Annotated in this window: 28 protein-coding genes; 15 read left to right on the top strand and 13 right to left on the bottom strand. The window is 68.2% G+C overall.

Translation table 11 applies throughout. The features are described from left to right. Positions 1-48: 48 nt before the first annotated feature. From AC3A6R_RS06165 to AC3A6R_RS06135, 7 genes are all read left to right on the top strand, one after another. Entirely contained in the window at positions 49-1,188 is a 1,140-nt protein-coding gene (locus AC3A6R_RS06165; RefSeq protein ID WP_487864011.1) for an acyl-CoA dehydrogenase family protein, read from the top strand. Next, on the top strand, positions 1,185-2,348 hold the full coding sequence (locus tag AC3A6R_RS06160) for an acyl-CoA dehydrogenase family protein (RefSeq protein WP_487864010.1): 1,164 nt from the start codon (positions 1,185-1,187) through the stop codon (positions 2,346-2,348). Before AC3A6R_RS06165 ends, AC3A6R_RS06160 begins: the two co-directional genes overlap by 4 nt. Further along, a complete protein-coding gene (locus tag AC3A6R_RS06155; RefSeq protein WP_487864009.1) occupies positions 2,312-3,100 on the top strand; it encodes an enoyl-CoA hydratase/isomerase family protein in 789 nt (262 codons plus the stop codon). The genes AC3A6R_RS06160 and AC3A6R_RS06155 overlap by 37 nt, the downstream gene beginning before the upstream one ends. A 30-nt stretch (positions 3,101-3,130) precedes the next feature. Continuing rightward, positions 3,131-4,093, top strand: a complete 963-nt coding sequence (locus AC3A6R_RS06150) for a tripartite tricarboxylate transporter substrate binding protein (RefSeq protein ID WP_487864008.1) — start codon at positions 3,131-3,133, stop codon at positions 4,091-4,093. 88 nt (positions 4,094-4,181) lie between these two features. Beyond that, positions 4,182-4,793: a TetR/AcrR family transcriptional regulator gene (locus AC3A6R_RS06145; RefSeq protein ID WP_487864007.1), complete on the top strand. Its 612-nt coding sequence runs from the start codon at positions 4,182-4,184 to the stop codon at positions 4,791-4,793. A 199-nt stretch (positions 4,794-4,992) separates the two neighbouring features. Then, a complete protein-coding gene (locus AC3A6R_RS06140; protein WP_487858160.1) occupies positions 4,993-5,373 on the top strand; it encodes a response regulator transcription factor in 381 nt (126 codons plus the stop codon). A gap of 54 nt (positions 5,374-5,427) precedes the next feature. Beyond that, the gene (locus AC3A6R_RS06135) at positions 5,428-6,354 is read left to right on the top strand and encodes an SDR family NAD(P)-dependent oxidoreductase (RefSeq protein WP_487864006.1); all 927 of its coding nucleotides are present in this window, start codon (positions 5,428-5,430) and stop codon (positions 6,352-6,354) included. 24 nt (positions 6,355-6,378) lie between these two features. Here AC3A6R_RS06135 and AC3A6R_RS06130 read toward each other — a convergent pair whose 3' ends face one another. Next, positions 6,379-6,738, bottom strand: coding sequence for an HPF/RaiA family ribosome-associated protein (locus tag AC3A6R_RS06130; RefSeq protein WP_487864005.1), 360 nt, complete (start codon positions 6,736-6,738; stop codon positions 6,379-6,381). Between the two features lie 102 nt (positions 6,739-6,840). Beyond that, positions 6,841-7,269: a CBS domain-containing protein gene (locus tag AC3A6R_RS06125; RefSeq protein ID WP_487858157.1), complete on the bottom strand. Its 429-nt coding sequence runs from the start codon at positions 7,267-7,269 to the stop codon at positions 6,841-6,843. A 223-nt stretch (positions 7,270-7,492) separates the two neighbouring features. Between AC3A6R_RS06125 and ylqF the strand changes: the two genes are divergently transcribed. The 4 genes from ylqF to AC3A6R_RS06105 are packed head-to-tail and all read left to right on the top strand — an operon-like array spanning position 7,493 to position 10,163. Then, positions 7,493-8,452, top strand: a complete 960-nt coding sequence (gene ylqF, locus AC3A6R_RS06120; RefSeq protein ID WP_487858156.1) for a ribosome biogenesis GTPase YlqF — start codon at positions 7,493-7,495, stop codon at positions 8,450-8,452. 13 nt (positions 8,453-8,465) lie between these two features. Continuing rightward, on the top strand, positions 8,466-9,068 hold the full coding sequence (locus AC3A6R_RS06115; RefSeq protein WP_487864004.1) for a Crp/Fnr family transcriptional regulator: 603 nt from the start codon (positions 8,466-8,468) through the stop codon (positions 9,066-9,068). 55 nt (positions 9,069-9,123) lie between these two features. Further along, positions 9,124-9,687, top strand: a complete 564-nt coding sequence (locus tag AC3A6R_RS06110) for an anthrone oxygenase family protein (protein WP_487858154.1) — start codon at positions 9,124-9,126, stop codon at positions 9,685-9,687. Between the two features lie 35 nt (positions 9,688-9,722). After that, positions 9,723-10,163 (top strand): PaaI family thioesterase, encoded by a 441-nt coding sequence (locus AC3A6R_RS06105; protein WP_487858153.1) that lies wholly within the window; start codon positions 9,723-9,725, stop codon positions 10,161-10,163. On the opposite strand, the gene AC3A6R_RS06100 is transcribed toward AC3A6R_RS06105, so the two are convergent. Further along, a complete protein-coding gene (locus AC3A6R_RS06100) occupies positions 10,078-11,307 on the bottom strand; it encodes an acyltransferase family protein (RefSeq protein WP_487864140.1) in 1,230 nt (409 codons plus the stop codon). The genes AC3A6R_RS06105 and AC3A6R_RS06100 overlap by 86 nt on opposite strands. A gap of 134 nt (positions 11,308-11,441) precedes the next feature. On the opposite strand from AC3A6R_RS06100, the gene AC3A6R_RS06095 reads away from it, so the two are divergent. Both AC3A6R_RS06095 and AC3A6R_RS06090 read left to right on the top strand, forming a co-directional pair. Further along, positions 11,442-12,347 (top strand): LytTR family DNA-binding domain-containing protein, encoded by a 906-nt coding sequence (locus AC3A6R_RS06095; RefSeq protein ID WP_487858152.1) that lies wholly within the window; start codon positions 11,442-11,444, stop codon positions 12,345-12,347. Positions 12,348-12,503: 156 nt separating this feature from the next. Then, positions 12,504-13,706, top strand: coding sequence for an ammonium transporter (locus tag AC3A6R_RS06090; RefSeq protein ID WP_487858151.1), 1,203 nt, complete (start codon positions 12,504-12,506; stop codon positions 13,704-13,706). Between the two features lie 6 nt (positions 13,707-13,712). Here AC3A6R_RS06090 and AC3A6R_RS06085 read toward each other — a convergent pair whose 3' ends face one another. After that, positions 13,713-14,084, bottom strand: a complete 372-nt coding sequence (locus tag AC3A6R_RS06085) for a hypothetical protein (protein WP_487864003.1) — start codon at positions 14,082-14,084, stop codon at positions 13,713-13,715. Between the two features lie 129 nt (positions 14,085-14,213). Between AC3A6R_RS06085 and AC3A6R_RS06080 the strand changes: the two genes are divergently transcribed. After that, a complete protein-coding gene (locus AC3A6R_RS06080; protein ID WP_487864002.1) occupies positions 14,214-15,149 on the top strand; it encodes a M14 family metallopeptidase in 936 nt (311 codons plus the stop codon). Between the two features lie 12 nt (positions 15,150-15,161). On the opposite strand, the gene AC3A6R_RS06075 is transcribed toward AC3A6R_RS06080, so the two are convergent. Genes AC3A6R_RS06075 through AC3A6R_RS06055 form a run of 5 tightly spaced genes read right to left on the bottom strand, consistent with a single transcriptional unit; the run spans position 15,162 to position 19,155 of the window. Beyond that, positions 15,162-15,524 (bottom strand): HepT-like ribonuclease domain-containing protein, encoded by a 363-nt coding sequence (locus tag AC3A6R_RS06075; protein WP_487864001.1) that lies wholly within the window; start codon positions 15,522-15,524, stop codon positions 15,162-15,164. Then, entirely contained in the window at positions 15,521-15,811 is a 291-nt protein-coding gene (locus AC3A6R_RS06070; RefSeq protein ID WP_487864000.1) for a nucleotidyltransferase family protein, read from the bottom strand. Before AC3A6R_RS06070 ends, AC3A6R_RS06075 begins: the two co-directional genes overlap by 4 nt. A 24-nt stretch (positions 15,812-15,835) precedes the next feature. Beyond that, complete coding sequence (locus tag AC3A6R_RS06065) at positions 15,836-16,741, bottom strand: peptidoglycan DD-metalloendopeptidase family protein (protein WP_487863999.1); 906 nt, start codon at positions 16,739-16,741, stop codon at positions 15,836-15,838. Between the two features lie 53 nt (positions 16,742-16,794). Continuing rightward, the gene (locus tag AC3A6R_RS06060; protein WP_487858145.1) at positions 16,795-17,322 is read right to left on the bottom strand and encodes a pseudouridine synthase; all 528 of its coding nucleotides are present in this window, start codon (positions 17,320-17,322) and stop codon (positions 16,795-16,797) included. A gap of 18 nt (positions 17,323-17,340) precedes the next feature. After that, a complete protein-coding gene (locus AC3A6R_RS06055) occupies positions 17,341-19,155 on the bottom strand; it encodes a glutamine--tRNA ligase/YqeY domain fusion protein (RefSeq protein ID WP_487858144.1) in 1,815 nt (604 codons plus the stop codon). Between the two features lie 133 nt (positions 19,156-19,288). Here AC3A6R_RS06055 and AC3A6R_RS06050 point away from each other — a divergent pair, with 133 nt between their 5' ends. Continuing rightward, positions 19,289-19,621 (top strand): hypothetical protein, encoded by a 333-nt coding sequence (locus AC3A6R_RS06050; RefSeq protein ID WP_487858143.1) that lies wholly within the window; start codon positions 19,289-19,291, stop codon positions 19,619-19,621. 84 nt (positions 19,622-19,705) lie between these two features. Here the strand turns inward: AC3A6R_RS06050 and AC3A6R_RS06045 are convergent, their stop codons facing one another. Genes AC3A6R_RS06045 through AC3A6R_RS06030 form a run of 4 tightly spaced genes read right to left on the bottom strand, consistent with a single transcriptional unit; the run spans position 19,706 to position 22,508 of the window. Further along, on the bottom strand, positions 19,706-20,542 hold the full coding sequence (locus AC3A6R_RS06045) for a LytR/AlgR family response regulator transcription factor (protein WP_487858142.1): 837 nt from the start codon (positions 20,540-20,542) through the stop codon (positions 19,706-19,708). Continuing rightward, positions 20,539-21,615: a sensor histidine kinase gene (locus tag AC3A6R_RS06040; RefSeq protein WP_487863998.1), complete on the bottom strand. Its 1,077-nt coding sequence runs from the start codon at positions 21,613-21,615 to the stop codon at positions 20,539-20,541. The genes AC3A6R_RS06045 and AC3A6R_RS06040 overlap by 4 nt, the downstream gene beginning before the upstream one ends. Positions 21,616-21,629: 14 nt before the next feature. Beyond that, entirely contained in the window at positions 21,630-21,932 is a 303-nt protein-coding gene (locus AC3A6R_RS06035) for a 2TM domain-containing protein (RefSeq protein ID WP_487863997.1), read from the bottom strand. A gap of 54 nt (positions 21,933-21,986) precedes the next feature. Next, the gene (locus AC3A6R_RS06030; protein WP_487858139.1) at positions 21,987-22,508 is read right to left on the bottom strand and encodes a DUF6622 family protein; all 522 of its coding nucleotides are present in this window, start codon (positions 22,506-22,508) and stop codon (positions 21,987-21,989) included. Positions 22,509-22,678: the final 170 nt, after the last annotated feature.

Genomic DNA, 22,678 nt, shown 5'->3' with positions numbered 1-22,678 from the left:
GGTGATGAATATAGATTATTGCTTGATCGCAAGCAACTTAGGAAAAACATGGATGCATTGCACATTTCGGTCGAAGACCTGCCCGCGGAATGCGAAGCGCTTCGACAGGAAGTCAGGGCCTTCGCCCAGGAGAACATGGCCCGGTACTCGAAAGCCCAGCGGGCGCAGAACTGGTCCGGCCGCGACCCGGCGTTCACGAAAAAGATGGCGGAGCAGGGCTGGCTCGGCATGACTTGGCCGACCGACATCGGCGGCGGCGGCAAGACCATGCTCGAACGCTACGTGATGCTCGAGGAACTGCTGGCCGTGGGCGCACCGATGGGCGCGCACTGGGCCTCCGACCGCCAGATGGGCCCGCTGCTCATCCGCTACAGCCGCGACAAGCTGGCGCCCAAGGTGGTGCCCGAGATCATCCGCGGCGAGGCCTTCATCTGCATCGGCATGAGCGAGCCCGACGCGGGCTCCGACCTGGCATCCATCCGCACCCGCGGCACCAAGGTGGACGGCGGCTGGAAGATCAACGGCCGCAAGGTCTGGACTTCGGGGGCGCATCACGCGCACTACATGGTCGCCCTGGTGCGCACCAGCGACCGCGGCGACGACCGCCACGCCGGCATGAGCCAGATCTTCATCGAGATGGACCGCCCGGGCGTCACCGTGCGGCCGATCGTCTCGCAGCTGGGCACGCGCATCTTCAACGAGGTCACGCTGGACGACGTGTTCGTCCCCGACGACCACCTGGTGGGCGAGGAGGGCAAGGGCTGGCGCCAGGTGATCAACGAGCTCAAGTTCGAGCGTTCGGGCGCCGAACGCTTCCTGAGCAGCACCCAGCTGCTGCTCGAAATGCTCGACGAGGCCGACGCCGGCAACCCGCAGCAGAGCGTGGCCATCGGCAAGGTGATTGCGCGCTACGCCAGCCTGCGCCAGATGTCGCAAGGCATCGCGCTGATGATGTCCAAGGGCGAAGACCCTTCGCTGGCCGCGTCGATCGTCAAGGACCAGGGCGCGCTGCTCGAGCAGTCGCTGCCCGACATCGCCTACGAGATATTTCCCGACAAGCTGGGTGACGGCAGCGCGTTCGACCAGGTGCTGAACTTCCTCACGCTGGCGGCGCCGTCCTTCTCGCTGCGCGGCGGCACGCGGGAGATCCTGCGCGGGATCATCGCCAAGGAACTGGGGCTGCGATGAACGACGACATGATCGGCCAGACCGTGCAGCGGCTGCTGTCCAACGAAGTGACGCGCGAGCGCCTGATCGCCGTGGAAGCCGGCGCCTTTGCCGACGACCTCTGGCGCACCATCACCGATGCGGGCATGACCAAGATCCTCTGCCGCGAGGCGCATGGCGGCATCGAAGCGTCGTGGGCCGACGCCATGCCGCTGTTCCACCAGGTGGGCTACACGCAGGCGCCGGTGCCGCTCGCGCAGGCGGTGGTGGGCCAGTACTTCGCGTCGCGCTGCGGCCTCGACCTGCCGGCCGAGAGCATCGTGGCCCTCGCCGCGGGCCTGCAGACCCGGGACCTGGCGCTCGCCCGCGGCGCAGAGGGGGCGCCGAGCAGCCTCACTGGCCGCATCAAGGCAGTGAAATGGGCGCGCCACGCCCAATGGCTGCTCGTGGAGCTGGCCGATGGCATCGGCCTGGTCGACGCCAAGGGGCCCTGTGTGGAGGTGGCGCATGGTGTGGACGCCGCCTCGCTCCCGGCCGACGCGGTGATGCTCTCGCAAGCGCCCGTGGCCCACATGCTCCCGGTGCGCATCGACGGACTCGCGCAACCGCTGGAGGCAGCCTATGCCGCCGTGATCGCGACGCAACTGACCGGCGCACTCGAATATGCGCTCGACCTGGCCGTGCAGTACGTGAAGGACCGCGTGCAGTTCGGCAAGCCCATCGGACGGAACCAGGCCATCCAGCAACAGCTGGCGGTCCTGGCGGGCGAGGTGGCATGCAGCCATGCGGCCAGCGCCACGGCCCTGAGGGATCTACCCGCCCTGGCGGACAGCGAGGCTCCGCGCGCCGAGTTCAGCGCCGCGGTGGCCAAGGTGACCGCGAGCGACGCGGTGAAGACCGGTGCGTCGATCGCTCATCAGGTGCATGGCGCCATCGGCTTCACGCACGAGTACCCGCTCAACTTCGCAACCCGCAGGCTCTGGGCCTGGCGCGCCGAGGCCGGCAGCAGCTCCGAATGGGCAGAGCGGCTGGGCCGCGCCTTCATCGCAGGCGGCGCGGTTGCGTTCTGGCCGCACCTGACTGCGCGCACCTTGCCGTCGCAGGCAGCAGCACCCCCCCCTCAAACCCGAAAGGACCACCGGACATGCCTGACGCCGACACCTCCCAATCCGCCATCCTGAGCAGCCGCGACGGCCACGTGGCCGTGATCGAGTTGAACCGCCCGCCGCACAATTTCTTCGACGTGGAGATGATCGCCCGCATCGGCGACGAACTCGACCAGCTGCAAGCGGACAAGGCTTGCCGCGTCGTGCTGCTGCGCGCAGGTGGCAGCGCCTTCTGCGCCGGCGCGGATTTCGCGAGGCGAGAGGGCGCGAGCGTGCCGCGCAGCGCCTCGCGCATCAACCCGATCTACCAGGAGGCGCTGCGCATCTTCAGCTTCGGCAAGCCGATCGTCGCCGCCATCGAGGGCGCTGCGATCGGGGGCGGCCTGGGCCTGGCGCTGAGTGCGGATTTCCGTGTGTCGTGCGCCGAGGCCCGCTTCTGCGCCAACTTCAACCGGCTGGGCTTCCATCCCGGCTTTGCGCTGTCGCACACCTTGCCCGCACTCGTCGGCAAGCAGAAGGCGGCATGGATGCTCTACACCGGCGCGCGCGTCGGCGGCGAGCAGGCCAAGGCCATCGGACTGGTGGACTTCCTCGTTTCCAAGCCCGACGTGCGCACCGCCGCCATGAACCTCGCGCGGGAGATCGCCGTCTCCTCGCCGCGCGCCGTGCAATCCACGCGCCGGAGCGTCCAGGGCGATTCGCTCCACCACATCCTCAGCGCGCTCTCGCGCGAGAGCGCGGCGCAGTCCGAGCAGTTCGCCGGCCCCGACCTGGCCGAGGGCGTGCAGGCGATGGCGCAGCGGCGACCGCCCGTTTTCGAAGACTGATCAGCAAGTTCACAACAGGAGGCAAGAGATATGCAACGCAGACAATTCGGCGCCAGCGTGCTGGCGGGCGCATCGGCGCTGGCCTTTCCCTCGATCGCGCTCGCGCAGCCGCCAGCGATTCGCATCGTCGTTCCCTTTACCGCGGGAAGCGGTTCCGACGAGGGCGCGCGCTTCTATGCCGAGCAGTTGTCGCGAAAGATCAACCGCCCGGTCATCGTCGAGAACAAACCCGGTGCCAGCGGCGTGATCGCCGTGCGCACGGTGCTGGCGGAACCGGCCGACGGCAACACCATCCTGCTCGGCAGCAACTCTCTGATCGCGGTGAACCCGGTGATGGTGAAGGACCTGGGCTACGACCCCTTCAAGGACCTGGCACCGCTGCATGGACTGGGCATCTCGGCCGCGGCCTTCATCACCAGCAACGACTCACCCTACAACAGCATCGCCGACGTGGCGGCGGGATATAAGGCGAAGGGCCAGCCCATTTCGGTGGGCAACTATTCCGAAGGCTATCGCCTGGTCGGCGAGTGGCTGGCCCAGGAACTCGCGATCAAGATCACGCCCGTACGCTACAAGGGCGGTGCGCCCATGGTGACCGATGTGATCGGCAACCGGCTCGACGTCGCGCTCAACGACATCACCGGCATCGCCGCGATGCAAAGGGCCAGGAAGCTGCGCGTGCTGGCCATCACCGGCGCCGAGCGCGACAGGCTGCTGCCCGACACCCCGACAATGAAGGAACTGGGGCACACCGAGTTCGAGACCTATGTCTGGTCGTCGCTGTCGATGAAAGCCGGCACGCCCGCAGACAAGATGAAGGCGTTGGCCGAGGCGATCACCGCTGTGCAGGGCACCGAGGCCGCCAAGGCGTACCAGTCGGCCCGGGCTGGTACATTCCTGTCCAAGTCACTGGCGGAGCTGGGCGAGTTCCAGCGCTCGGAATATCTCCGATTCAAACGCGTGGCCGAGCGGGCTCACATCGTCCCGTCCTGACGTTCCAAACGAAATCGGCTCGCGGGCCGATTTTTTCATGGCATCCGCCATGGCCGAGATCTGCAACGCAACACGACATCTGCTGCCCATGAAGGAAACCACAGGCCGTACGCAGGAGCAGCGCCGCGAGGAATCGGTGAACGGCATGGTGCAGGCCGCCATCGAACTGATCGCCGAAAAAGGCGTGAGCGGGCTCACCATGGCCGAAGTCGGCATCAAGGCCGGCTACAGCCGCGGGCTGGCGCACCTGCACTTCGGTTCCAAGGACAAGCTGCTGTCGCAGTGCCTCGAATACCTCTGGCGCGACTTCAACACCCAGCGCAAGAAGGGCGGCGCCGACACCACCGGCCTCGCCGGCATCTATTCGCTGGTCGACGCCTACACCCAGCGCGCGGAAGATGCCGTGAAGAGCATCCGTGCCATGTTCTTCATCGTGCTGGATTCATCGGTGGCCGATTCGTCGCTGTACGGCTTCGTGCACGACTACAACGAGAAGATCGTGGCCTATGCCGAGTTCAAGCTGAACGAGGCCAAGGCACTGGGCCAGATCGAGCAGGACGTCGATACGCAGTCGGCCGCCTTCATCATCATGAGCCTGCTTCGTGGTATTTCCGTGCATCGCCTGAACAACGCGACCATGGACGCGGGGCGGGTAAAAGACGAGATCCTGCGGATGGTGGGGAGGTGGCTGGTGCGATAGCCTATCGGCCGCCGCGGCTGTCCTCCGCTTCCCACTGGGCCCGCGCTACCATGACGACAGGCGCGGGCGCCAATCGCCTACAGGCATTGGCCTGCATCGCTCACCGTGGCTGCGCGCACCGCGGCGACCATGGAGCCATGCAGCTTCCAAGATCCCGCAACTCCCACTTCAGGCGCCTGGCCGTGCCGGAGATGCCGGCATGACTGTCAAGGCCTACCTCGTCGAGGACAGTGCCCTCATCCGCGACAACCTCGTCGGGTTCCTCCATGACGTGGCCGATGCGGACGTGGTGGCCTGCGCCAGCACCGAGGAGGAGGCCGTCAACTGGCTCGACACCCACCACGACGACTGGGACCTGACCATCGTCGACCTGTTCCTCGAGCGCGGCAACGGCCTCGGGGTGGTGCGGGCCTGCCGCAATCGCCGCGCCAGGCAGAAGGTGGTGGTGCTCAGCAACTACGCGACGGCCGACATGCGCAGGCGCTCGGCCCAGCTCGGCGCCGACGCCTTCTTCGACAAGTCGGCCGAACTCGACCAGCTGGTGGCCTACTGCGACACCCTGCGTCACGCGCGCGACTGAAGGGGCGGGCGGCCGCTCGTGCCGCTGCGCTTTTCTGGGGTAAAAGAGCGACCCATGAGCAACAGTACCATCGACTTCCACGGCCGCGTGGCCATCGTGACGGGCGCCGGCGGCGGCCTGGGCCGCCAGCATGCGCTGGCGCTTGCGGCGCGCGGCGCCAAGGTTGTGGTCAACGACCTGGGCAGCGCCGCCGACGGTTCTGGCGGCTCGTCGAGCGCCGCCGAAAGCGTGGTCGCCGAGATTCGCGCAGCGGGCGGCGAGGCCATCGCCAACGGTGCTTCGGTGACGGACTTCGCCGCGGTGCAGGCGATGGTGCAGCAGGCAGTGGATGCCTGGGGCCGCGTCGACATCCTGGTGAACAACGCCGGCATCCTGCGCGACAAGAGCTTCGCCAAGATGGACCTCGCCGATTTCAGGCTGGTGCTCGACGTGCACCTGATGGGCGCGGTGAATTGCACCAAGGCCGTCTGGGCGCTCATGAACGAGCAGAAGTACGGCCGCATCGTCATGACCACCTCGTCCTCGGGGCTCTACGGCAACTTCGGCCAGAGCAACTACGGCGCGGCCAAGCTCGCGCTCGTAGGGCTGATGCAGACGCTGAGCATCGAGGGCGCGAAGAACGACATCCGTGTCAACTGCCTCGCGCCCACCGCGGCCACGCGCATGACCGAAGGCCTGATGCCGCAAGAGGTGCTCGATGCGCTCAAGCCCGAGGCAGTGGTGCCGGCCATGCTGGTGCTGGCATCGGCGGACGCACCGAACCGCACCATCCTCTGCGCGGGCGCCGGCACTTTCGAGGCTGCGTACATCACGCTGACGCAGGGCGCCTGGCTCGGCATTGGCACCGACACGCCCGAGCAGTTGGCCGAGCGGCTCGCCGACGTGATCTCGCGCGAGGGAGAGACCGTGCCGCAAAGCGGTGCCGCGCAAGGCACCAACGAGGTTGGCAAGGCAATGAAGGCGAACGCGGCGCGGGGCTGAACCCCTGCCGGGGCCGCGCTGCCGTTACTCGGCGATGAAGCCCGGATCCTTGCGAATCGATTCGCGGTCGCGGTGGCTGTGCAGCCGCCCCAGCGTGTGGTCGAGCAGGCGTTTGAGCTTCTCGGTCGCACCGCGGAAGGCCTCGTCGAGCCCGGCGGCATGCTGGGTCACGGCCAGCGGCTGGTGGTGCGCGAGGCGCGCTTCCATCGTGCAGCACTTGTCGGCTGCGCCAGCCTTGTCGTGGTTCTCGTCGCTCAGGTGCACCTCGACGCGTGTCACCTCTCCCGCGAAGCGGCTCAGCTGTTGCTTTATCTCGGTATCGGCCCAACGCTCCAGCGTTTCCTTGTTGTCCACGCCATTGCTCGTGTTGACCTGAATCTGCATGCGAAAACTCCCTGCTCGGATGAATTGGACGAAGGCCCACTTTGCACCCGGATCGGTGCCGTCCGGCGTAGGCGTGTGCCCCTACCTGGGGACAGGCGGTGTTCAGCTCTGGATATAGGTTGTGAGCTGCGCGATGGTTTCCTCGTGGTCGGAAATGATGTCGTCCATCAGATCCTGGATCGAGATCATGCCCACCACCTTGTCGCCGTCGACCACCGGCAGGTGGCGGAACTTGCGCTGGCTCATCAGCGCCATGCAGGCACGGGTGCGGGTCTGTGGTGTCACGGTCATCACGTCGGGCGTCATGATCTCGGAGACCTTCACTTCCTTGGAATTCTTGCCCTGCAGCGCCACCTTGCGGGTGTAGTCGCGCTCGGACAGGAAGCCCACGAGCTTCTCGCCGTCCATCACCATGAGCGCGCCGACCTCGAAGCGCGCCAAGGTCTCGAGCGCGTCGAACACGCTGGCATCGGGCGAGGTGCGCCATGCGGCGGACTGGTGGCGCTTGAGCAGTTCGGAGACCGGTTTCATCGCTTGCACTCCATCTATCAAGAATTCTGGCTTCGACCGACGCACCGATGCGCCGCCCTCGAGCAAATGATAGGCGCGGAAGCGCGCACGGCGATGTAAAAAACTTCTGCGCACGGCGGGGCGCGCTTGCTGCGAACTAAGGTGTCGGTTGCCTGCCCGCACAGGCCTGCACGATCCCGGGCCACAATGCAGCCCCCGTACCTCAAGGAAAGAACACCCACCGATGGCGATCCAGTGGTTCCCCGGTCACATGCACCTGACCCAGAAGGCCATCACCGAGCGCGTGAAGGACATCGACGTGGTCATCGAGCTGCTCGATGCGCGCCTGCCGGGCTCCAGCGCCAATCCGATGCTTGCCGAGCTCACGGCCGGCCGGCCCGCGCTGAAGGTGCTCAACAAGCAGGACCTGGCCGACCCGGCGCGCACCGCCGCCTGGCTGGCGCACTACAACGCGCTGCCCGCCACGCGCGCGATCGCGCTCGACGCGAGCCTGACCACGCCCGCGCAGGCGATCGTGCGCGCCTGCCACGAACTCGCGCCCAACCGCGGCGGCATGGCCAAGCCGATGCGCGTGCTGATCTGCGGCATTCCCAACGTCGGCAAGTCGACGCTCATCAACACGCTCACGGGCAGCCGCAAGGCCAAGACCGGCGACGAGGCCGGCATCACCAAGCTGGAGCAGCGCATCACGCTTGCCGACGACTTCTACCTGTGGGACACGCCGGGCATGCTGTGGCCGCGCATCGTGGTGCCCAAGAGCGGCTACAACCTTGCCGCCAGTGGCGCGGTGGGCCGCAATGCCTTCGACGAGGAAGAGGTCGCGCTCGAACTGCTCGGCTACCTGAAGGCGCACTATGCCGGCGGCATCGGTGTGCGCTTCAAGCTCGAAGACGACGCCGCCAGCCTCGCCGCCATGACGGACGAGGAACTGCTCGAGGCCATCGGCCGCAAGCGCGGTGCGCTGCTCGGCAAGGGGCGCGTCAACCTGCAGAAGGCAGCCGAGATCGTGATGCACGAATTCCGCGCGGGCAATCTCGGGCGCATCACGCTCGAGACGCCCGAGGAGTTCGCGGCCTGGCTGGCCGAGGGCCAGCGCATCGACGCCGAGCGCGCCGCGAAGAAGGCGGCGCGGGGCAAGCGCGGCAAGGCCGGTCCGCAAGCCACGGCAACGCCGGACGCCTGACCGGAGCAGGCCGGTGTCTTCTGAACCCGCGGATTGCAACTGGATGCAGGCGCTGGCGCGGCGCTTTCCCGAACTCGACGCTTGCGCGCTGGCCGCTCTGGCGGGCCAGGCGCAGCGCACCACGCTCGCGCCGCATGCCACGCTGCTCCCGGCGGGCGCGCCGTGGCAGCATGCTTTCTGGGTCGAACGTGGGATCCTGCGGTTGTTCTACATCGACCGCGAAGGCCGCGAGTCGAACAAGAACTTCCATGCGGAGGATGCCTTCATCTGGCCCGTGACCGATGCGCTGCGTCGCGAGCCGGCGGCCTTCTTCATTGCGGCACTGGAGCCGTCGGCCGTGCGGTGCCTGCCGTTCCCCGCGCTCGAAGCGGCCGTGGCCGGCCTGCCGTCGTGGACCGCGGTGCGGCTGCAGGCGCTCGCGGGCCTGCTCGACGACAAGATGCGGCGCGAGCAGGCCTTCCTGCAATGCACGGCGCGCGATCGCTACGAGGCACTGCTGCGCGAGCGCCCCGAATGGACCGGGCGCATCCCGCTGAGGCACCTGGCCTCGTACCTGGGCATGACGGACGTCTCGTTGTCGCGGCTGCGCGCGTCCATGGGGCTTATCGGCGGTTAAGGCGCCGCGGCGGCGACGCTGCGACAGTGGCGCTTTTTATTCGACGAGGCACCCCATGTTCCGTTTTCCGCCGATGTCCGTGCAGCTCGGGCTGCACGCGCTCGCCGTCTTCTGCCTGGGCGTGATGGCCGGCTTCTTCTGGACCTACAGCGCCAACGTCAACTTCGCGACGCTGCAGATGGACGGCAACACCTATGCGCAGGTGCAGTCCAGCCTCAACCGAAACGTGCGCCATGCGATGTTCTTCGGGTTCTTCTTCGGTCCGCCGCTGCTGTGCGCGTTGGCGGTGCTGGCGGCATGGCCGGCATGGCGGGAGCGCTGGTTCTGGTGCCTGGCGGCTGCGGGGTTGCTGTATGCGCTGGGCATCGTGCTCTTCACCGCGCGCGTGAACCTGCCGCTCAATGCCTATACCGAGTCGTGGGACCCGCTGGCGCTGCCGTCCGATTGGGCGCAGGTGCGCGAGCGCTGGAATGCCGCGAACCTGTGGCGCGCCTGGGCCGGTTCGACGGCCTTCGGTTTGGCGCTTGCGGCGCTTTGCTTGCGCGGTCCTGTCGCCAAGGCAACTCCTCGCACCGGATCCGTCGCGGGTGCGACCGCAGGCCAAGGCTGCCGTTCGTAGAGTGGCTCCATCCACTTTTCGAAAGCGAGACCGCCATGCTCGACACCATCCAGGCCATCAACAAGATGGCTGCCTTCAACCGCTGGGCCGGCTTCGAGGTCACGCGTGCCGAAGCCGGCGAAGCCGAGCTGCGCATGGCGTGGCGCGAGGAAGACATGGGCCAGTACGCCGGCTTCCTGCATGCCGGGATGATCGGCGCGCTGCTCGACACCGCCTGCGGCTTCGCGGCCTCCACGGTGTCGGGGCGGGTGCTGGCGTCGCAGTTCTCGGTCAACTGCCTCTCGCCCGCGATCGGCCGCGTCTTCGTGGCGCGCGGCAAGGTGGTGAAGGCCGGGCGCAAGCAGGTGTTTGCCGCGGCCGAACTCTATGGCCAGGGCGAAGGCGACAGCCTCAAGCTCGTGGCGACCGGGAACGCCATCCTGGTGCCGGTGGCGCCGGAGCAAGCGGCGCCGCAGCAGCCCCGCGCCGGCGCTTGAGGCCGAACAGCGGCCGAAGCCAGCCGAGGCGGCGGATCAGCCCGTCGGTCAGCAGCCAGCAGCCGCCGAAGGTCAGCGCCACGAGCAGCGTCGGCTCCAGCATCGGGCCCAGCGCCAGCGGCGCCAGCAGCACGATGCCCGCCACGATCAGCGTCTGGTGCAGCATGTACCAGGGAAAGACCGATTCGTTGGCCCAGCGCAGCCACGCCCAGCGCCGGTTCAGGTGGCGGTATGCATGGCCGAGGATCGTGGCGAGCGCAGACCACAGGTAGAGCATGCGCAGCAGATCGATCACCGCGGGCGGCGGCGTCCCGGTGCGGAGCCTTAGCAGGACGAAAGCACCGAAGGCCGCGGCCGCGAGCGCAAGCGAGGCCCAGCGCAGGCGCTCCAGCTCGCGCCAGATGCCGCTCGCCATCTCTGTGCCCATCCACCAGCCATACAGGAACACCGTGAAGTAGATGCCGTGCAGGTAGACGTCGTGCACGAGGTCGTGCGTGGGTGGAAAGTGCCGGGCCAGCAGCATTGTCCACGCCACCAGCGGCAGGGCCGGCAAGAGCATCAGCTTCGCACCGCGCAGCCCGTTGAAGCCATCGCCGAGCCGGCGCCCCGCGCGCGAACGCCAGAGCGGCAGCGTCAGCGCGACCAGCGCGGTGTAGGCGAACAGATAGGGCAGGTACCAGAGATGGTTCCAGGTGATGCCGAACGCCGCACCCGTGAAGGCGTCGGGCGGCCAGGGATCGTTCATCGGCAGGTAGCGCAGCAGGAAGGCGCCGAAGCCCGGCGCGACCAGGCCCCTGGCCATGCCTTCCGCATAGGCCTGGTACGGCACCACTACCGCCATGCCGAAGGCCAGCGGCAGCATCAGCCGCAATCCGCGGCCCCGCAGCAGCTGCCAGGTGCCCTGGCCGCGACACAGGAAAGCCAGCGACACGCCAGAGATCAGAAACACCAGGTCCATGCGCCAGATGTTGAGCGCGCGCATCGGCCACTGCAGCCATTCGGCCGCGTGCGGGCTCTTGAGGTGCCAGGGCCAGTCGGCCACGTAGTACATCGCCACGTGGTAGAGGATCACGAGCCCGAAGGCGAGTGCACGCAGCGCATCGATGTCGTGGCGGCGCGAGGGCGGGGCGGGGTTCGGATTCATGCGCTGCATGGTGGCGCCTCCCCGCCCGCTGCGGGCTGCCCGGTGACGAAGCGGCGGGCTTTTGTGACGAGCGGTGGCCAGCGAGGGACGGAATTCACCGGCCCCGTAGCCCGAAGGTCGCGAGAATGCCGGCCATGAGCGATGCCTCCCGCAACCTGTACGAGCGCTACGAACCCGTCCGACGGCGCGTCGAGGTGGGTTTCTGGATCGTCTTCATGGCGCTGCAGGCGCTTTTCAACACCACAGTGGCGCTGGTCGACGCGCGCGACCGCTCAGTGCCGCGCGCGGGTTGGGAGATCGTGACCTGGGAGGTCTCGAGCCATCTGGTGCTGTTGGCGCTGGTGCCGGCCGTGGTCGCGCTCCAGCGCCGGCTTGCGCCGCTCGCGCGCAACCGGCTGCTGCACTACCTGGCCTGGCACCTGGCCGGCAGCGTGGTGTTCAGCCTGGTGCACGTGGCCGCGATGTTCGCGCTGCGGGCCCTGGTCTATGCGGCCGCCGGCGAACGCTACGACTTCGCCGGCTGGACCGGCCGCTGGGGCTACGAATACCTGAAGGACGTGCGCGCCTACCTGGCGATGGTGTTCGGCATCTGGGTGTACGGCGTCTTCATGCTGCGGTTGCAGGGCGAGGCGCGCGTGCTCGATGCGCCGGAGCCGGCGCCATCGACAGCGCCCGAGGAAAGGCCAGCTTCGGCGGCACCGCCGCCACCAGCGCGGCCGGAGCGCTTCCTGGTGCGCAAGCTGCGGCGCGAATTCCTGATCGCCGCGGGCGACATCGACTGGCTCCAGGCCCAGGGCAACTACGTCGGCCTGCACGTCAACGGCCACGACTACCTGCTGCGCGCCACGCTGACCGACTTTCTGGGCCAGCTCGATCCGGCGCTCTTCGTGCGCGTGCACCGCAGCCATGCGGTGAACGTCTCGCGCGTGAAGGAGATCGAGCCGCTCGACGGCGGCGATGCGCGGCTGCACATGCACGACGGCAGCACCGTGCCCTGCAGCCGCCGCTACCGCGAAGCGTTGCGCGGCACGGCCGCCTGAAAACCGGATGCGGGCGCACCGCGATGCGGCGCCCGTTTCGGTGCGCGCGCACCACAGAGACGCTCTTTGGGCACCGTTTTTGCTTCTGCGGTCCGCCGTGCTGCCGAATGGTGGCGCGGCGCACCAAATCCAACCACAACAAGGCAAGAAGCTCCAATGGACGCACTCAAACAGGGCGCAGACGCGCTGTTCATCCTTCTCGGCGCGATCATGGTCCTGGCCATGCACGCGGGCTTTGCCTTTCTGGAACTCGGCACCGTGCGCAAGAAGAACCAGGTCAACGCGCTCGTGAAGATCCTGGTCGACTTCTCGGTGTCGACCCTCGTCTACTTTCTCGTGGGCTACGGCGTCGCCTACGGTGCCCATTTCTTCGTGGGCGCGACCGAACTGGCGGCAAAGAGCGGCTTCGAGCTCGTGAAGTTCTTCTTCCTGCTGACCTTCGCGGCGGCCATCCCGGCCATCATCTCGGGCGGCATCGCTGAGCGCGCCAAGTTCTGGCCGCAGCTCATCGCCACCGCCGTCATCGTGGGCCTGGTGTATCCGTTCTTCGAGGGCATCGCCTGGAACAAGCATTTCGGCATCCAGGCATGGATCGCCGCCGTCACCGGCCATGAATTCCACGACTTCGCCGGGTCGGTGGTGGTGCATGCGATGGGCGGCTGGCTCGCGCTGCCGGCGGTCATGCTGCTCGGCGCCCGCCGCAACCGCTACCGGGGCGACGGCTCGCTCTCGGCGCACCCGCCGTCGAACATCCCGTTCCTCGCGCTCGGCGCCTGGGTGCTCTGCGTGGGCTGGTTCGGCTTCAACGTGATGAGCGCGCAGACCATCGACAAGATCTCGGGCCTGGTCGCCGTCAACTCGCTGATGGCAATGGCTGGCGGCACGCTGGTGGCGCTGGCCATGGGCCGCAACGACCCCGGCTTCGTCTACAACGGCCCGCTCGCGGGACTGGTCGCGGTGTGTGCGGGCTCCGACCTGATGCATCCGCTCGGCGCGCTGGTGGTCGGTGGCGTGGCGGGCGCGATCTTCGTCGCCATGTTCACGCTCACCCAGAACAAATGGAAGATCGACGACGTGCTCGGCGTCTGGCCGCTGCACGGCCTGTGCGGCACCTGGGGTGGCATCGCGGCCGGCATCTTCGGCACGCAGGCGCTCGGCGGCATCGGGGGCGTGAACGTGGGCGCGCAGCTCATCGGCACCGCGATGGGTGTCGCCTGGGCCCTGGTGGGCGGCTTCGCGGTGTACGGCGTGCTCAAGGCGACCATGGGGCTGCGGCTCACGCAGGAAGAGGAATACGACGGCGCCGACCTGTCGATCCACCACATCTCGGCCACGCCGGAGCGCGAAGTCAACTGGTGAGGCTCATCAGCACTTCTGGAAGCGCTTGCACTCCGCCGCGGCGCGCAGGGCGACCACGGTGTTCTCGCCGTCGATGCGGCGCGCGACGAACTCCACGGGCGAGCCATCGGGGATGCCATCCAGCAGCGCGCGATCGGCGAGCCTGAAGGTCTGCGTGGAAAACGGCAGCTTGGCGCGCGGCAGCAGCGTGAGGCGGACGTAGGGCTTGCCGGCGTCCTCGTGCGCGGCGACGAAGCGCGCGCGCGTGAACACCGGTTGCTGCTGTGTTTCGGCCGCGGGCGGGTCCGGTCGCCGAGCGGCGTCCTGCGCGTTGGTGGCCGTGGCCAGCACCAGGCTGAGCCAGGCAATCGACAGGTGGCGGGGCGACGGGAACGGCATGCGCGGGCTCCGTGGTGTTGCGGGCATCGCATTGTCGATCGTGCAAGCTTCGGCAAAGCCAAAGCCAAAGACGCAGGGCGGCGGCTGTAGCAAACTCGCGCCACATCCGCTCCTTCACCACCGGCCGCCATGACCCAGACCCCGCCCACCTTTGAAGTCCTCCCGCGCGATCTTTCCGCCTACCGCGAGGGCAATGTCGGCATCGACTACGTGCACCGCTTCGAATCGGGCCGACCCGGCCCGCACGTGCTCATCAACGCGCTCACCCACGGCAACGAGATCTGCGGCATGACGGCCGCCACGCACCTGCTCGACAACGCGGTGCGACCGAAGATCGGCACGCTCACGGTGAGCTTCGCGAACATCGACGCCTACGAATCGTTCCAGGAAGCGTCGCCCTACGACAGCCGCCAGATCGTGCACAACCTCAATCGCGTCTGGTCGCCCGAGTGGCTCGACGGCGCCGAAGACAGCCCGGAACTGCGCCGCGCGCGCATCCTGCGGCCCGTGGTGGAGGCGGCCGACCACATTCTCGACATCCATTCGACGAGCCAGCCCGTGGTGCCGTTCTGGGTCTACCCGGCCTTCGAGCGCAACGCCAGGGTCGCGATGGCGATCGGCCACCCGCCGGTGCACCTCGTGATGCCCGACGGCCTGGGCTCGGGCACGCCGCTGATCCAGTACGGCCGCCATGGCGGACCCGACGGCGAGGGCGTGGCGATGGTGGTCGAGTGCGGCCAGCATTTCCTACGTTCCGCATCGGACCTGGCCACCGAGGTCGCCCATGACTTCCTGGCCTTCTTCGGCCTCATCGACCCGCGCCCCGACACCCCCGCACCGGGGCCGCAGCGGCGCTTCCAGCTGCTGCAGACGCATGTGATCCAGAGCGAGGACTTCGCCTTCGTGCGTCCGCTGATCGGCTTCGAGACCTTCGCCAAGGGAGAGCTGATCGCCACCAATGGGCCCGAGGAGATCCGCGCGCCCGTGGACGACTGCACGGTGTTCATGCCCGCGCAGAAGGTGATCGTGGGACGCGAGGCGGTGTATCTGACGAAGCCGATCTGAGCGGCGGGCCGGTCAGCCCACAGCGTGCAGCAGCTTGGTGATCTGCGTCCGGAGCGATGGCAGGTCGCTCTGAATGGTCTGCCAGACGATCGCATGGTCTACCGTGAAGTAGCCGTGCGCAAGTGCGTTTCGCATCTCGTAGGCCACGCGCCAGGGGATCTCCGAATGCGCGGCCGCGAAGGCTGCGTGGTGCTTCACGACGTTGTTGCAGGCCTCTCCAATGACTTCGAGATTGCGCAGGACTGCGTCCTGAGTCTTGCGATCAGCCAGGTATGTTTCGCGCACAAAGCCCTCGGTGTAGGCCTCGATGTTGCCAATCGCCTCAAGCACATGGCCCAGGTAGTCAGAAACTCGCCGGGTATCTGCCCGCGTCATAGCAACACGGCTTCGCGCAGCACCTGCTCCCGGAACTTCGGCGGCAGTCCGTTCGGCGTCAGCACATCGACCTCCACGCCCAGCAAGTCCTTGAGTTCGTGGCGAATCGCGCCGATGTCCATCATGGTCGTCTGCGCCGTGGGTTCGACGAGAAGGTCGAGGTCGCTGTCCGGGCCGTCTTCGCCGCGCGATGCCGAGCCGAACACGCGCACACTGCGCATGTTATGGCGAAGGGCGATCTCGCGGATGCGGGCGCGGTGCAGGGAGACGGCTTCGGAGGGGCGCATGGGGCGCAGTGTAGTGCGGCCTCGTCAGCCTGCAACGAACAGCGCCGGGTCCACCATCGCCCGGTTCAGCATCACCGACCAGTGCAGGTGCGGCCCCGTCACGCGGCCGGTCGCGCCGACCGCGGCGAGCTGTTCGCCGGTCTTGAGCAGGTCGCCCACCTTCACGTCGATGCGGCTCAAGTGGCAGTACATGGTCAGGAGGCCGCCGCCATGGTCGAGCCAGACGGTGCCGCCGTTGAAGAAGTAGTCGCCGGTGTCGATCACGCGGCCGGCGAGCGGCGCGACGACGGGCGTGCCGGTGGCGGCGGCGATGTCCATGCCGCTGTGCGGATTGCGCGGCTGGCCGTTGAACACGCGGCGCAGGCCGAACGAGCCCGAGCGCCGGCCGGGCACGGGCACGCGCATCTGCAGCGCGGCGTCGGGGCGCAGCGCGGTGCGGGTCGCGGTCACGGTGGCGAGGTGGTCGCGCTCGCGCTCGAAGCGCGCCTGGTCCTCGGCCGAGAGGTCGACGGTGCGCGGCGCCACGTTCAGGCGCTGTTCCCGATATCGCTTGTCGGCCACGGTGTAGGCGACCTGCCGGTCGCTGCCGTGGTCGGTGCGCACCGTGATGTGCGCCTCGCCGGGCGTGGCCGCGAGGGGAATGCCGACGATGGCGGTCCATTCGATCGCGTCGCCCAACACGAGCAGCGGCTGCTCGCCCGAGAAGGCCGCCGGCCGCTCGGTGGCGGGTCCGAGCGACAGGCGCGCCACGCCGCCGGGCACCTGGCTGGGCTGTGGCCAGACGCCGGCGTGCGCCGGCTGTTGCCTTGCCGGCGCGGCTGCGGAGGCTGCGGGGACGGCGAACAGGCCCAACGCGCCGAGCAATGCCAGGCGGCGGGTCAGTGCGGGGGCGAGAAGGTCGGGGGCGGTGTGGGGTCGGATGTCGTGCATGGAGATCGAATAAAAAAACTGCTGCAACCTGCAACGCATTGCCGCCTGCCGCGCTACGCGCGCCAGGCGCCCGGCGCCAGGCCCTCGAGCGTGTGCGGCCCGATGGCCACGCGAACCAGGCGAAGCGTGGGCAGGCCCACGGCGGCGGTCATGCGCCGTACCTGCCGATTGCGGCCTTCGCTGATCGCAAGTTCCAGCCAGGTCGTCGGAATGTTCTTTCGCTCCCGAATGGGCGGCTGGCGCGGCCATACGTCGGGGGTGGTGTCGAGCACGCGGGCGCGGGCCGGCCGCGTAGGACCGTCGTTGAGCTGCACGCCGTCGCGCAGCGCGGCCAATGCGGCGTCGGTTGGCATGCCTTCAACCTGCACCCAGTAGGTTTTCTCCAGCTTGAAGCGCGGATCGGCGATGCGCGCCTGGAGCCGGCCATCGTCGGTGAGCAGCAGCAGGCCTTCGCTGTCGGCGTCGAGGCGGCCGGCCACGTACACACCCGGCACCTCGATGAACTCTTTCAACCCCCGCCAGCGGCCCTCGGGCGTGAACTGGCTGAGCACGCCGTAGGGCTTGTTGAAGCGTATGAGCAAGGTCGCTTTCTGTCTTGCCTACTTGCTCCAGCCGTCCCGCATGCCGGCCGCCCGGTTGAACACCCGCTTGCCTGCCGCATCGGCCTTGCTGTCGGCCACGAAATAGCCATGACGCTCGAACTGGATGGCCACGCCGGGCTCGGCCGTCGCCAGCGAAGGCTCCACGTATGCCGGGCAAACCTGCAGGCTCTGCTTGTTGAGCTCGTCGAGCAGTTCGCCGCTGCCCGGATTCGCCGCGGCGAAGAGCCGCTCGTACAGCCGCACCTCGGCCTGCAGCGCATCGGCCGCGGCCACCCAGGTGATGTTGCCCTTGACCTTGACCGCGTCGGCGCCCGGCGTGCCGCTCTTGGTGTCGGGCACCAGCGTGGCCTGCACCTCGACGAGCCGGCCTTCGGCGTCGCGCGTGCCGCCGGTGCATTCGATGACGTGGCCGTACTTGAGCCGGACCTTGTTGCCGGGGAACAGCCGGAAGAAGCCTTTGGGTTGCACGTCCTCGTAGTCGGTGCGCTCGATCCAGACCTCGCGGCCGAGCTTGAACGCGCGCTTGCCCATTTCGGGATGGTGAGGGTGCACGGGCGCCGAGCACTCGTCGAACACCTCGTCGCCCCCCATCGCTTCACCCCAGTTGGTGATGACGAGCTTGACCGGGTCGAGCACCGCCATGGCGCGCGGTGCGATCGGATCGAGCGTGTCGCGCAGCGCCGCTTCGAGGCTTGCGTAGTCGATCCAGCCGCCCGACTTGGTGGTGCCGCTGCGTTCGCAGAACAGGCGCAGCGCCTCGGGGGTGTAGCCGCGGCGGCGCAGGCCCGCGAGCGTGGGCATGCGCGGATCGTCCCAGCCGTCCACGTGCTTCTCTTCGACCAGCTGGCGCAGCTTGCGCTTGCTCGTGAGCACATGCGTGACGTTGAGCCGCGCGAACTCGTACTGGCGCGGATGCGGGCTCGCGATCAGGCCGCCTTCGGCCAGGCGGTCGAGCAGCCAGTCGTAGAAGGGGCGCTGGTCCTCGAACTCGAGCGTGCAGATCGAATGGGTAATCTGTTCGAGCGCATCCTCGATCGGGTGCGCATAGGTGTACATCGGGTAGATGCACCACTTGTCGCCGGTGTTGTGGTGCGTGGCGCGGCGGATGCGGTAGAGCGCCGGATCGCGCATGTTGATGTTGGGGCTCGCCATGTCGACCTTCGCGCGCAGCGTGGCGGCGCCGTCGGCCAGCTTGCCGTCGCGCATCTCGCGAAAGCGCGCCAGGTTCTCTTCGGGCGTGCGGTCGCGGAACGGGCTGTTCCTGCCGGGTGTGTTGAAGTCGCCGCGGCTCGCGCGCATCTCGTCGATGCTCTGCTCGTCGACGTAGGCCAGGCCGGCGCCGATCAGGTATTCGGCTGCGCGGTACATGAAGTCGAAGTAGTCGCTCGCGAAGTACTCGTGCGGCTGCAGCGTGCCGGGCGCGCTCGGGCGGTCGGCGAGCAAGGTTTCGTAGCCCAGCCACTGGACCGCATCGCGGATCGCGTCGACGTATTCCTGCTCTTCCTTCTCCGGGTTGGTGTCGTCGAAGCGCAGGTGGCAGACGCCGCCGTATTCGCGGGCCAGTTCGAAGTTGAGCCAGATGCTCTTGGCGTGGCCGATGTGGAGGTAGCCGTTGGGTTCGGGCGGAAAGCGCATGCGGACCTTGGCCGGGTCGGGCATGCCGTCGGCATGATGGGCGGCGTCACCGGGCGAGCCGCCCCATTGGCGGCCGGAATAAGCCCCCTGCGCGAGGTCGTTCTCGATCACGTGGCGCAGGAAATTGCTCGGGGCAGCGGCGGTTTTCGCGCTGTCTTTGTCGGTCGGGGAGGTCATTGCGGCATTCTAGATTGCGCTCTTTTGCTGTTACCTTTGGCAACGTTCTTCACATTCGCGCGGGCAACCGGTTTGCATTTGGCGCGTTCAATACCTACATGGGCGGCAACGCCCCAACCAGGAGTTCCAGATCATGAGCCTCACACGTTCAACCTTCTTCAAATGGACCGGCGCAGGTCTCGTGGCCTTCGGCGCCTTGTTTGCGGCCACTTCGGCCAGCGCCCGCGGCGACGTGAGCTGGTCGATCGGCGTGGGCATCCCGGGCGTGGCCGTGGGTGTGGGCGCCCCGGCCTACTACCCGCCGCCGGCGCCCGTGTACTACGCGCCGCCCCCGCCGGTGTACTACCGCCCGCCGCCGCCGGTCTATTACCGTCCGGCCCCGGTGTACTACGCGCCGCCGGCCTACTACGCACCGCGCGGCCACTACCGCCATCATCGCCACCACCGCCATCAGCACTGGCGTTGAGCCGGTGCGGCATCGCCAGACGGTGCCTTCCCGCAAGATCAGGAAGCCGGTCCCTCGACGGGGCCGGCTTTTTTCATGGCCGTTTCACATGGCGCGAAACAGATGGGCATAGAGCCGGCTGACGGGGATCTTCTCGGGCCGGCCGCGCAGCGCGAGATTCAGCTTGCCGGCCTCGTCGCGGTGCACTGCCTCGATGGCGGCGCTGCGCACGACCACGGCGCGGTGCACCTGCCAGAAGGCCTGCGCATCGAGCTGGGGCAGCAGCTGCTTGAGTGGGGTGCGGATGAGGTATTCATGGCGCTCGGTGAGCACGCGCACGTACTTGTCCGCGGCCTCGAAATACAGCACCTCGTCGACCGGCACCATGCGCACGGTGGCGCCGCCGGTCTCGCTCGCCGCGATCATCCGCAGCGGCGCCGCGACGGGTGACTGCGCGGGGGGGCCACCGGCACCGGCACCGGCGGCGAGCAGCCGCCGCCACTGCGCGAGCGTCTGCTCGAGCGTTTCGTCGCTGGCGGTGGCGGTAGGGCGCTGGGTGTCGAGCGCCAGCCGCAACCGCTGCACGGTCTTCTGCAGCCGCGCGGGCTGCACGGGCTTGAGCACGTAGTCGATGGCCTGGGTCTCGAAGGCGCGGGCGGCGTATTCGCCGTAGGCGGTCACGAAGACGAGCTGCGGCAACGGCGCTTCGTCCGCCGGCCAGCGGTCGGCCAGTTCGGCGGCGGCGCCGAGGCCGTCCTGGCCGGGCATGCGGATGTCGAAGAAGAGCACCTGCGGCAGCAGGCGCAGCGCCTCGTGCACTGCGGCGTTGCCGTCGCGCGCGATCGCGAGCACCTGGAGTTCGGGCCAGGCCGCGGCGAGTTCGGCCTGGAGGGCCTGGGCGAGCAGCGGCTCGTCTTCGGCGATGAGGGCGGTGGGGTTCATGCGTGGGGCTGCAACGGAAAGCGCAAGGTGGCGCGGGTGCCGCCCGCGGGGCCGGTCGTCAAGTCCATGCGGCCCCGGTCGGCGTACATGGCAGCGAGCCGCTCCCGAACCTGGCCGAGCCCGAAGCCGCCGCCATCGCCCAGCGCGCCGGGGTGTGCAGCATCGAAGCCCCCACCGGTGTCGCTGACCTCGATCACGAGCTCTGTGTCGATCCGCCGCGCGCGCACTGCGATCTCGCCGCCTTCGACCTGCGGCTCGAGCCCGTGGCGGATGCTGTTCTCCACCAGCGGCTGCAGCAGCAGCGGCGGCACGGCCGCGTTGCGCAGCTCGTCGGGCAGCTCGAGCGTGTAGCGAAGTCGCTCGCCCATGCGCACCGACATCAGTTCGAGGTAGTCGGCCAGCCGGTCGAACTCGGCCGCGAGCGGGTGCGAGAGCGCGCGCGAGCCGCCGAGCGTCATGCGCAGGTAGCTGTTGAGGCGGTCGAGCATGGCCACGGCGCGCGGCGGATCGGTGGCGATCAGCACGCGCAGGTTGGCCAGCGTGTTGAACAGCATGTGCGGCTCGAGCTGGCTTTCGAGCAGCTTGAGCCTCGCCTCGGTGGCATTGCGCTGGGCCAGATCGAGCTGCTCCTGCATGTACCGGCCCTTGCCCAGGGTATAGAACAGATACGACATGCCGGCCGTGGTGCCCAGCGTGACGGCGATGGTGGCGATCAGTTGCGCCCGGCCGAGCTTGTAGAACGTCAGTATCGGTCGCCCGCTCCATGCGTCGCCGATGGTCTGGCCGACGAGGAAGCCGATCGTCACGCTCACGGCCACCAGGACGATGCCGCGTGCGCCATGGGGCCAGCGAACCTGCTGGCCGCGGGTCAGCAGCAGCCGGCCCATGTCGATGAACAGCCAGCTCACGAGCCCGATCGAGAGCGAGTAGACGAGCTGCTTGTCCCAGGCGCCGTCCGCGCCGCGCATGGTGGCGGTCATCACGGCCGCGATCACGCAGCAGCAGGCGGCCGTGATGAGGCCGTGCCGCAGCACGTCGCGAAGGATTCCGGCGCCGAACAGCGGGGCCGGCATGGGCGCCCCGCCTGCTACCAAGGATCGCCTCCCTGCAGCGCACGGCGTTCGCGCGCCACGAGCCGGTCATAGACGCCGCCACCGGTGGCGACGAACCAGACCACGGCGCCGTGGATCAGCAGCCCGAGGCCCCAGCCCAGCAGTGGGTACACCGCCCAGCTGTGGCCGCGCGAGGCCGAGAGGGCGACCAGGCCGAGGTTCACCAGCACATAGACGAAAGCATGGATGAACCAGCCCAGCTTGGCGCCGGCGCGGCGCCGGGCGAGCCGCTCGAGTTCGGAGGCAGAAGCGTGGGTGTGGGGCTGTGCAGGGTTCATGACGGTTCTCCGTGAGGGGGTTGAAGAAAAATGTCGATGAAGCGGCTGGCGATCTTAGGCCGGGCGCACTTCGGGTGCCATGGCGGCGGTTCGGAGCGCCAGTTTCCACAGGCGCAGGGCCCGCGCGGCGAAGATGCCGCTGAAGGCGCCATACAGCATCGGAATGCCGACCGCGAAAGCGGCCTGTCGGTGCAGCGCGGGGTGCAAGGCCAGCGCCACGCCGACCGCATACTTGGTGAAGAAGATGCCCATCATCAGCACCAGCGGCACGGCGCTGCCGGGCAGGTGGAAGCTGCGCGCGGCGGGGTCGTAGCGGACGCCGGCGGGCAGTGCAGCCTGCAGCACCGCCAGGCCCATGGCGGCCGCCGCGAGGCTCCAGCCGAGCAGGGCACCGGGCGAAGGGCCGAAGGCCGTGAGCACGCCCGCCAGCGACAGGCCGGTCATGCCGACCGACACCGCCGTGAGCCGGCCGAGTCCGCTGCGGCCTGGCAGCAGCTGCCTTGCGCCCAGCCACAGCAGGAGCACGAAGACGGCGAAGACCCACTTCGGGGTGTGAAGAATGATCTCGAGCAGCATGGCGGTTCAGAAAGAAAGCATCGATGGAGCGGACTGTGCCGATCGTTGGCCGGCGCGGCCATCGGCGTGCGACGAAATGCGCCACGGCGGCGCGAGGCGCGGCGACGGTGTGCGAAACGTGGGCATTCTTTGCAGCTTTACCGTCGCTTTACGGTCCGACAGACAGGCGC

The organism is Variovorax sp. Soil_C_19 (assembly GCF_057657255.1).
Note: the sequence above shows the minus strand (reverse complement) of the source record. Positions and strands in the feature narration are given on the sequence as shown.

Bases quoted from the DNA above. Each gene is read 5' to 3' on its own strand.
- AC3A6R_RS06035 (WP_487863997.1), bottom strand. From the start codon at position 21,932: ATGAACCCTGCACAGCCCCACACCCACGCTTCTGCCTCCGAACTCGAG.
- AC3A6R_RS06040 (WP_487863998.1), bottom strand. From the start codon at position 21,615: ATGCCGGCCCCGCTGTTCGGCGCCGGAATCCTTCGCGACGTGCTGCGG.
- AC3A6R_RS06075 (WP_487864001.1), bottom strand. From the start codon at position 15,524: ATGACGCGGGCAGATACCCGGCGAGTTTCTGACTACCTGGGCCATGTG.
- AC3A6R_RS06050 (WP_487858143.1), top strand. From the start codon at position 19,289: ATGAGCCTCACACGTTCAACCTTCTTCAAATGGACCGGCGCAGGTCTC.
- AC3A6R_RS06155 (WP_487864009.1), top strand. From the start codon at position 2,312: ATGCCTGACGCCGACACCTCCCAATCCGCCATCCTGAGCAGCCGCGAC.
- AC3A6R_RS06055 (WP_487858144.1), bottom strand. From the start codon at position 19,155: ATGACCTCCCCGACCGACAAAGACAGCGCGAAAACCGCCGCTGCCCCG.
- AC3A6R_RS06080 (WP_487864002.1), top strand. From the start codon at position 14,214: ATGACCCAGACCCCGCCCACCTTTGAAGTCCTCCCGCGCGATCTTTCC.
- AC3A6R_RS06030 (WP_487858139.1), bottom strand. From the start codon at position 22,508: ATGCTGCTCGAGATCATTCTTCACACCCCGAAGTGGGTCTTCGCCGTC.
- AC3A6R_RS06110 (WP_487858154.1), top strand. From the start codon at position 9,124: ATGTTCCGTTTTCCGCCGATGTCCGTGCAGCTCGGGCTGCACGCGCTC.
- AC3A6R_RS06125 (WP_487858157.1), bottom strand. From the start codon at position 7,269: ATGAAACCGGTCTCCGAACTGCTCAAGCGCCACCAGTCCGCCGCATGG.
- AC3A6R_RS06105 (WP_487858153.1), top strand. From the start codon at position 9,723: ATGCTCGACACCATCCAGGCCATCAACAAGATGGCTGCCTTCAACCGC.
- AC3A6R_RS06065 (WP_487863999.1), bottom strand. From the start codon at position 16,741: ATGCACGACATCCGACCCCACACCGCCCCCGACCTTCTCGCCCCCGCA.
- AC3A6R_RS06045 (WP_487858142.1), bottom strand. From the start codon at position 20,542: ATGAACCCCACCGCCCTCATCGCCGAAGACGAGCCGCTGCTCGCCCAG.
- AC3A6R_RS06070 (WP_487864000.1), bottom strand. From the start codon at position 15,811: ATGCGCCCCTCCGAAGCCGTCTCCCTGCACCGCGCCCGCATCCGCGAG.
- AC3A6R_RS06085 (WP_487864003.1), bottom strand. From the start codon at position 14,084: ATGCCGTTCCCGTCGCCCCGCCACCTGTCGATTGCCTGGCTCAGCCTG.
- AC3A6R_RS06130 (WP_487864005.1), bottom strand. From the start codon at position 6,738: ATGCAGATTCAGGTCAACACGAGCAATGGCGTGGACAACAAGGAAACG.
- AC3A6R_RS06090 (WP_487858151.1), top strand. From the start codon at position 12,504: ATGGACGCACTCAAACAGGGCGCAGACGCGCTGTTCATCCTTCTCGGC.
- AC3A6R_RS06160 (WP_487864010.1), top strand. From the start codon at position 1,185: ATGAACGACGACATGATCGGCCAGACCGTGCAGCGGCTGCTGTCCAAC.
- AC3A6R_RS06150 (WP_487864008.1), top strand. From the start codon at position 3,131: ATGCAACGCAGACAATTCGGCGCCAGCGTGCTGGCGGGCGCATCGGCG.
- AC3A6R_RS06095 (WP_487858152.1), top strand. From the start codon at position 11,442: ATGAGCGATGCCTCCCGCAACCTGTACGAGCGCTACGAACCCGTCCGA.
- AC3A6R_RS06140 (WP_487858160.1), top strand. From the start codon at position 4,993: ATGACTGTCAAGGCCTACCTCGTCGAGGACAGTGCCCTCATCCGCGAC.
- ylqF (WP_487858156.1), top strand. From the start codon at position 7,493: ATGGCGATCCAGTGGTTCCCCGGTCACATGCACCTGACCCAGAAGGCC.
- AC3A6R_RS06100 (WP_487864140.1), bottom strand. From the start codon at position 11,307: ATGAATCCGAACCCCGCCCCGCCCTCGCGCCGCCACGACATCGATGCG.
- AC3A6R_RS06145 (WP_487864007.1), top strand. From the start codon at position 4,182: ATGAAGGAAACCACAGGCCGTACGCAGGAGCAGCGCCGCGAGGAATCG.
- AC3A6R_RS06135 (WP_487864006.1), top strand. From the start codon at position 5,428: ATGAGCAACAGTACCATCGACTTCCACGGCCGCGTGGCCATCGTGACG.
- AC3A6R_RS06165 (WP_487864011.1), top strand. From the start codon at position 49: ATGGATGCATTGCACATTTCGGTCGAAGACCTGCCCGCGGAATGCGAA.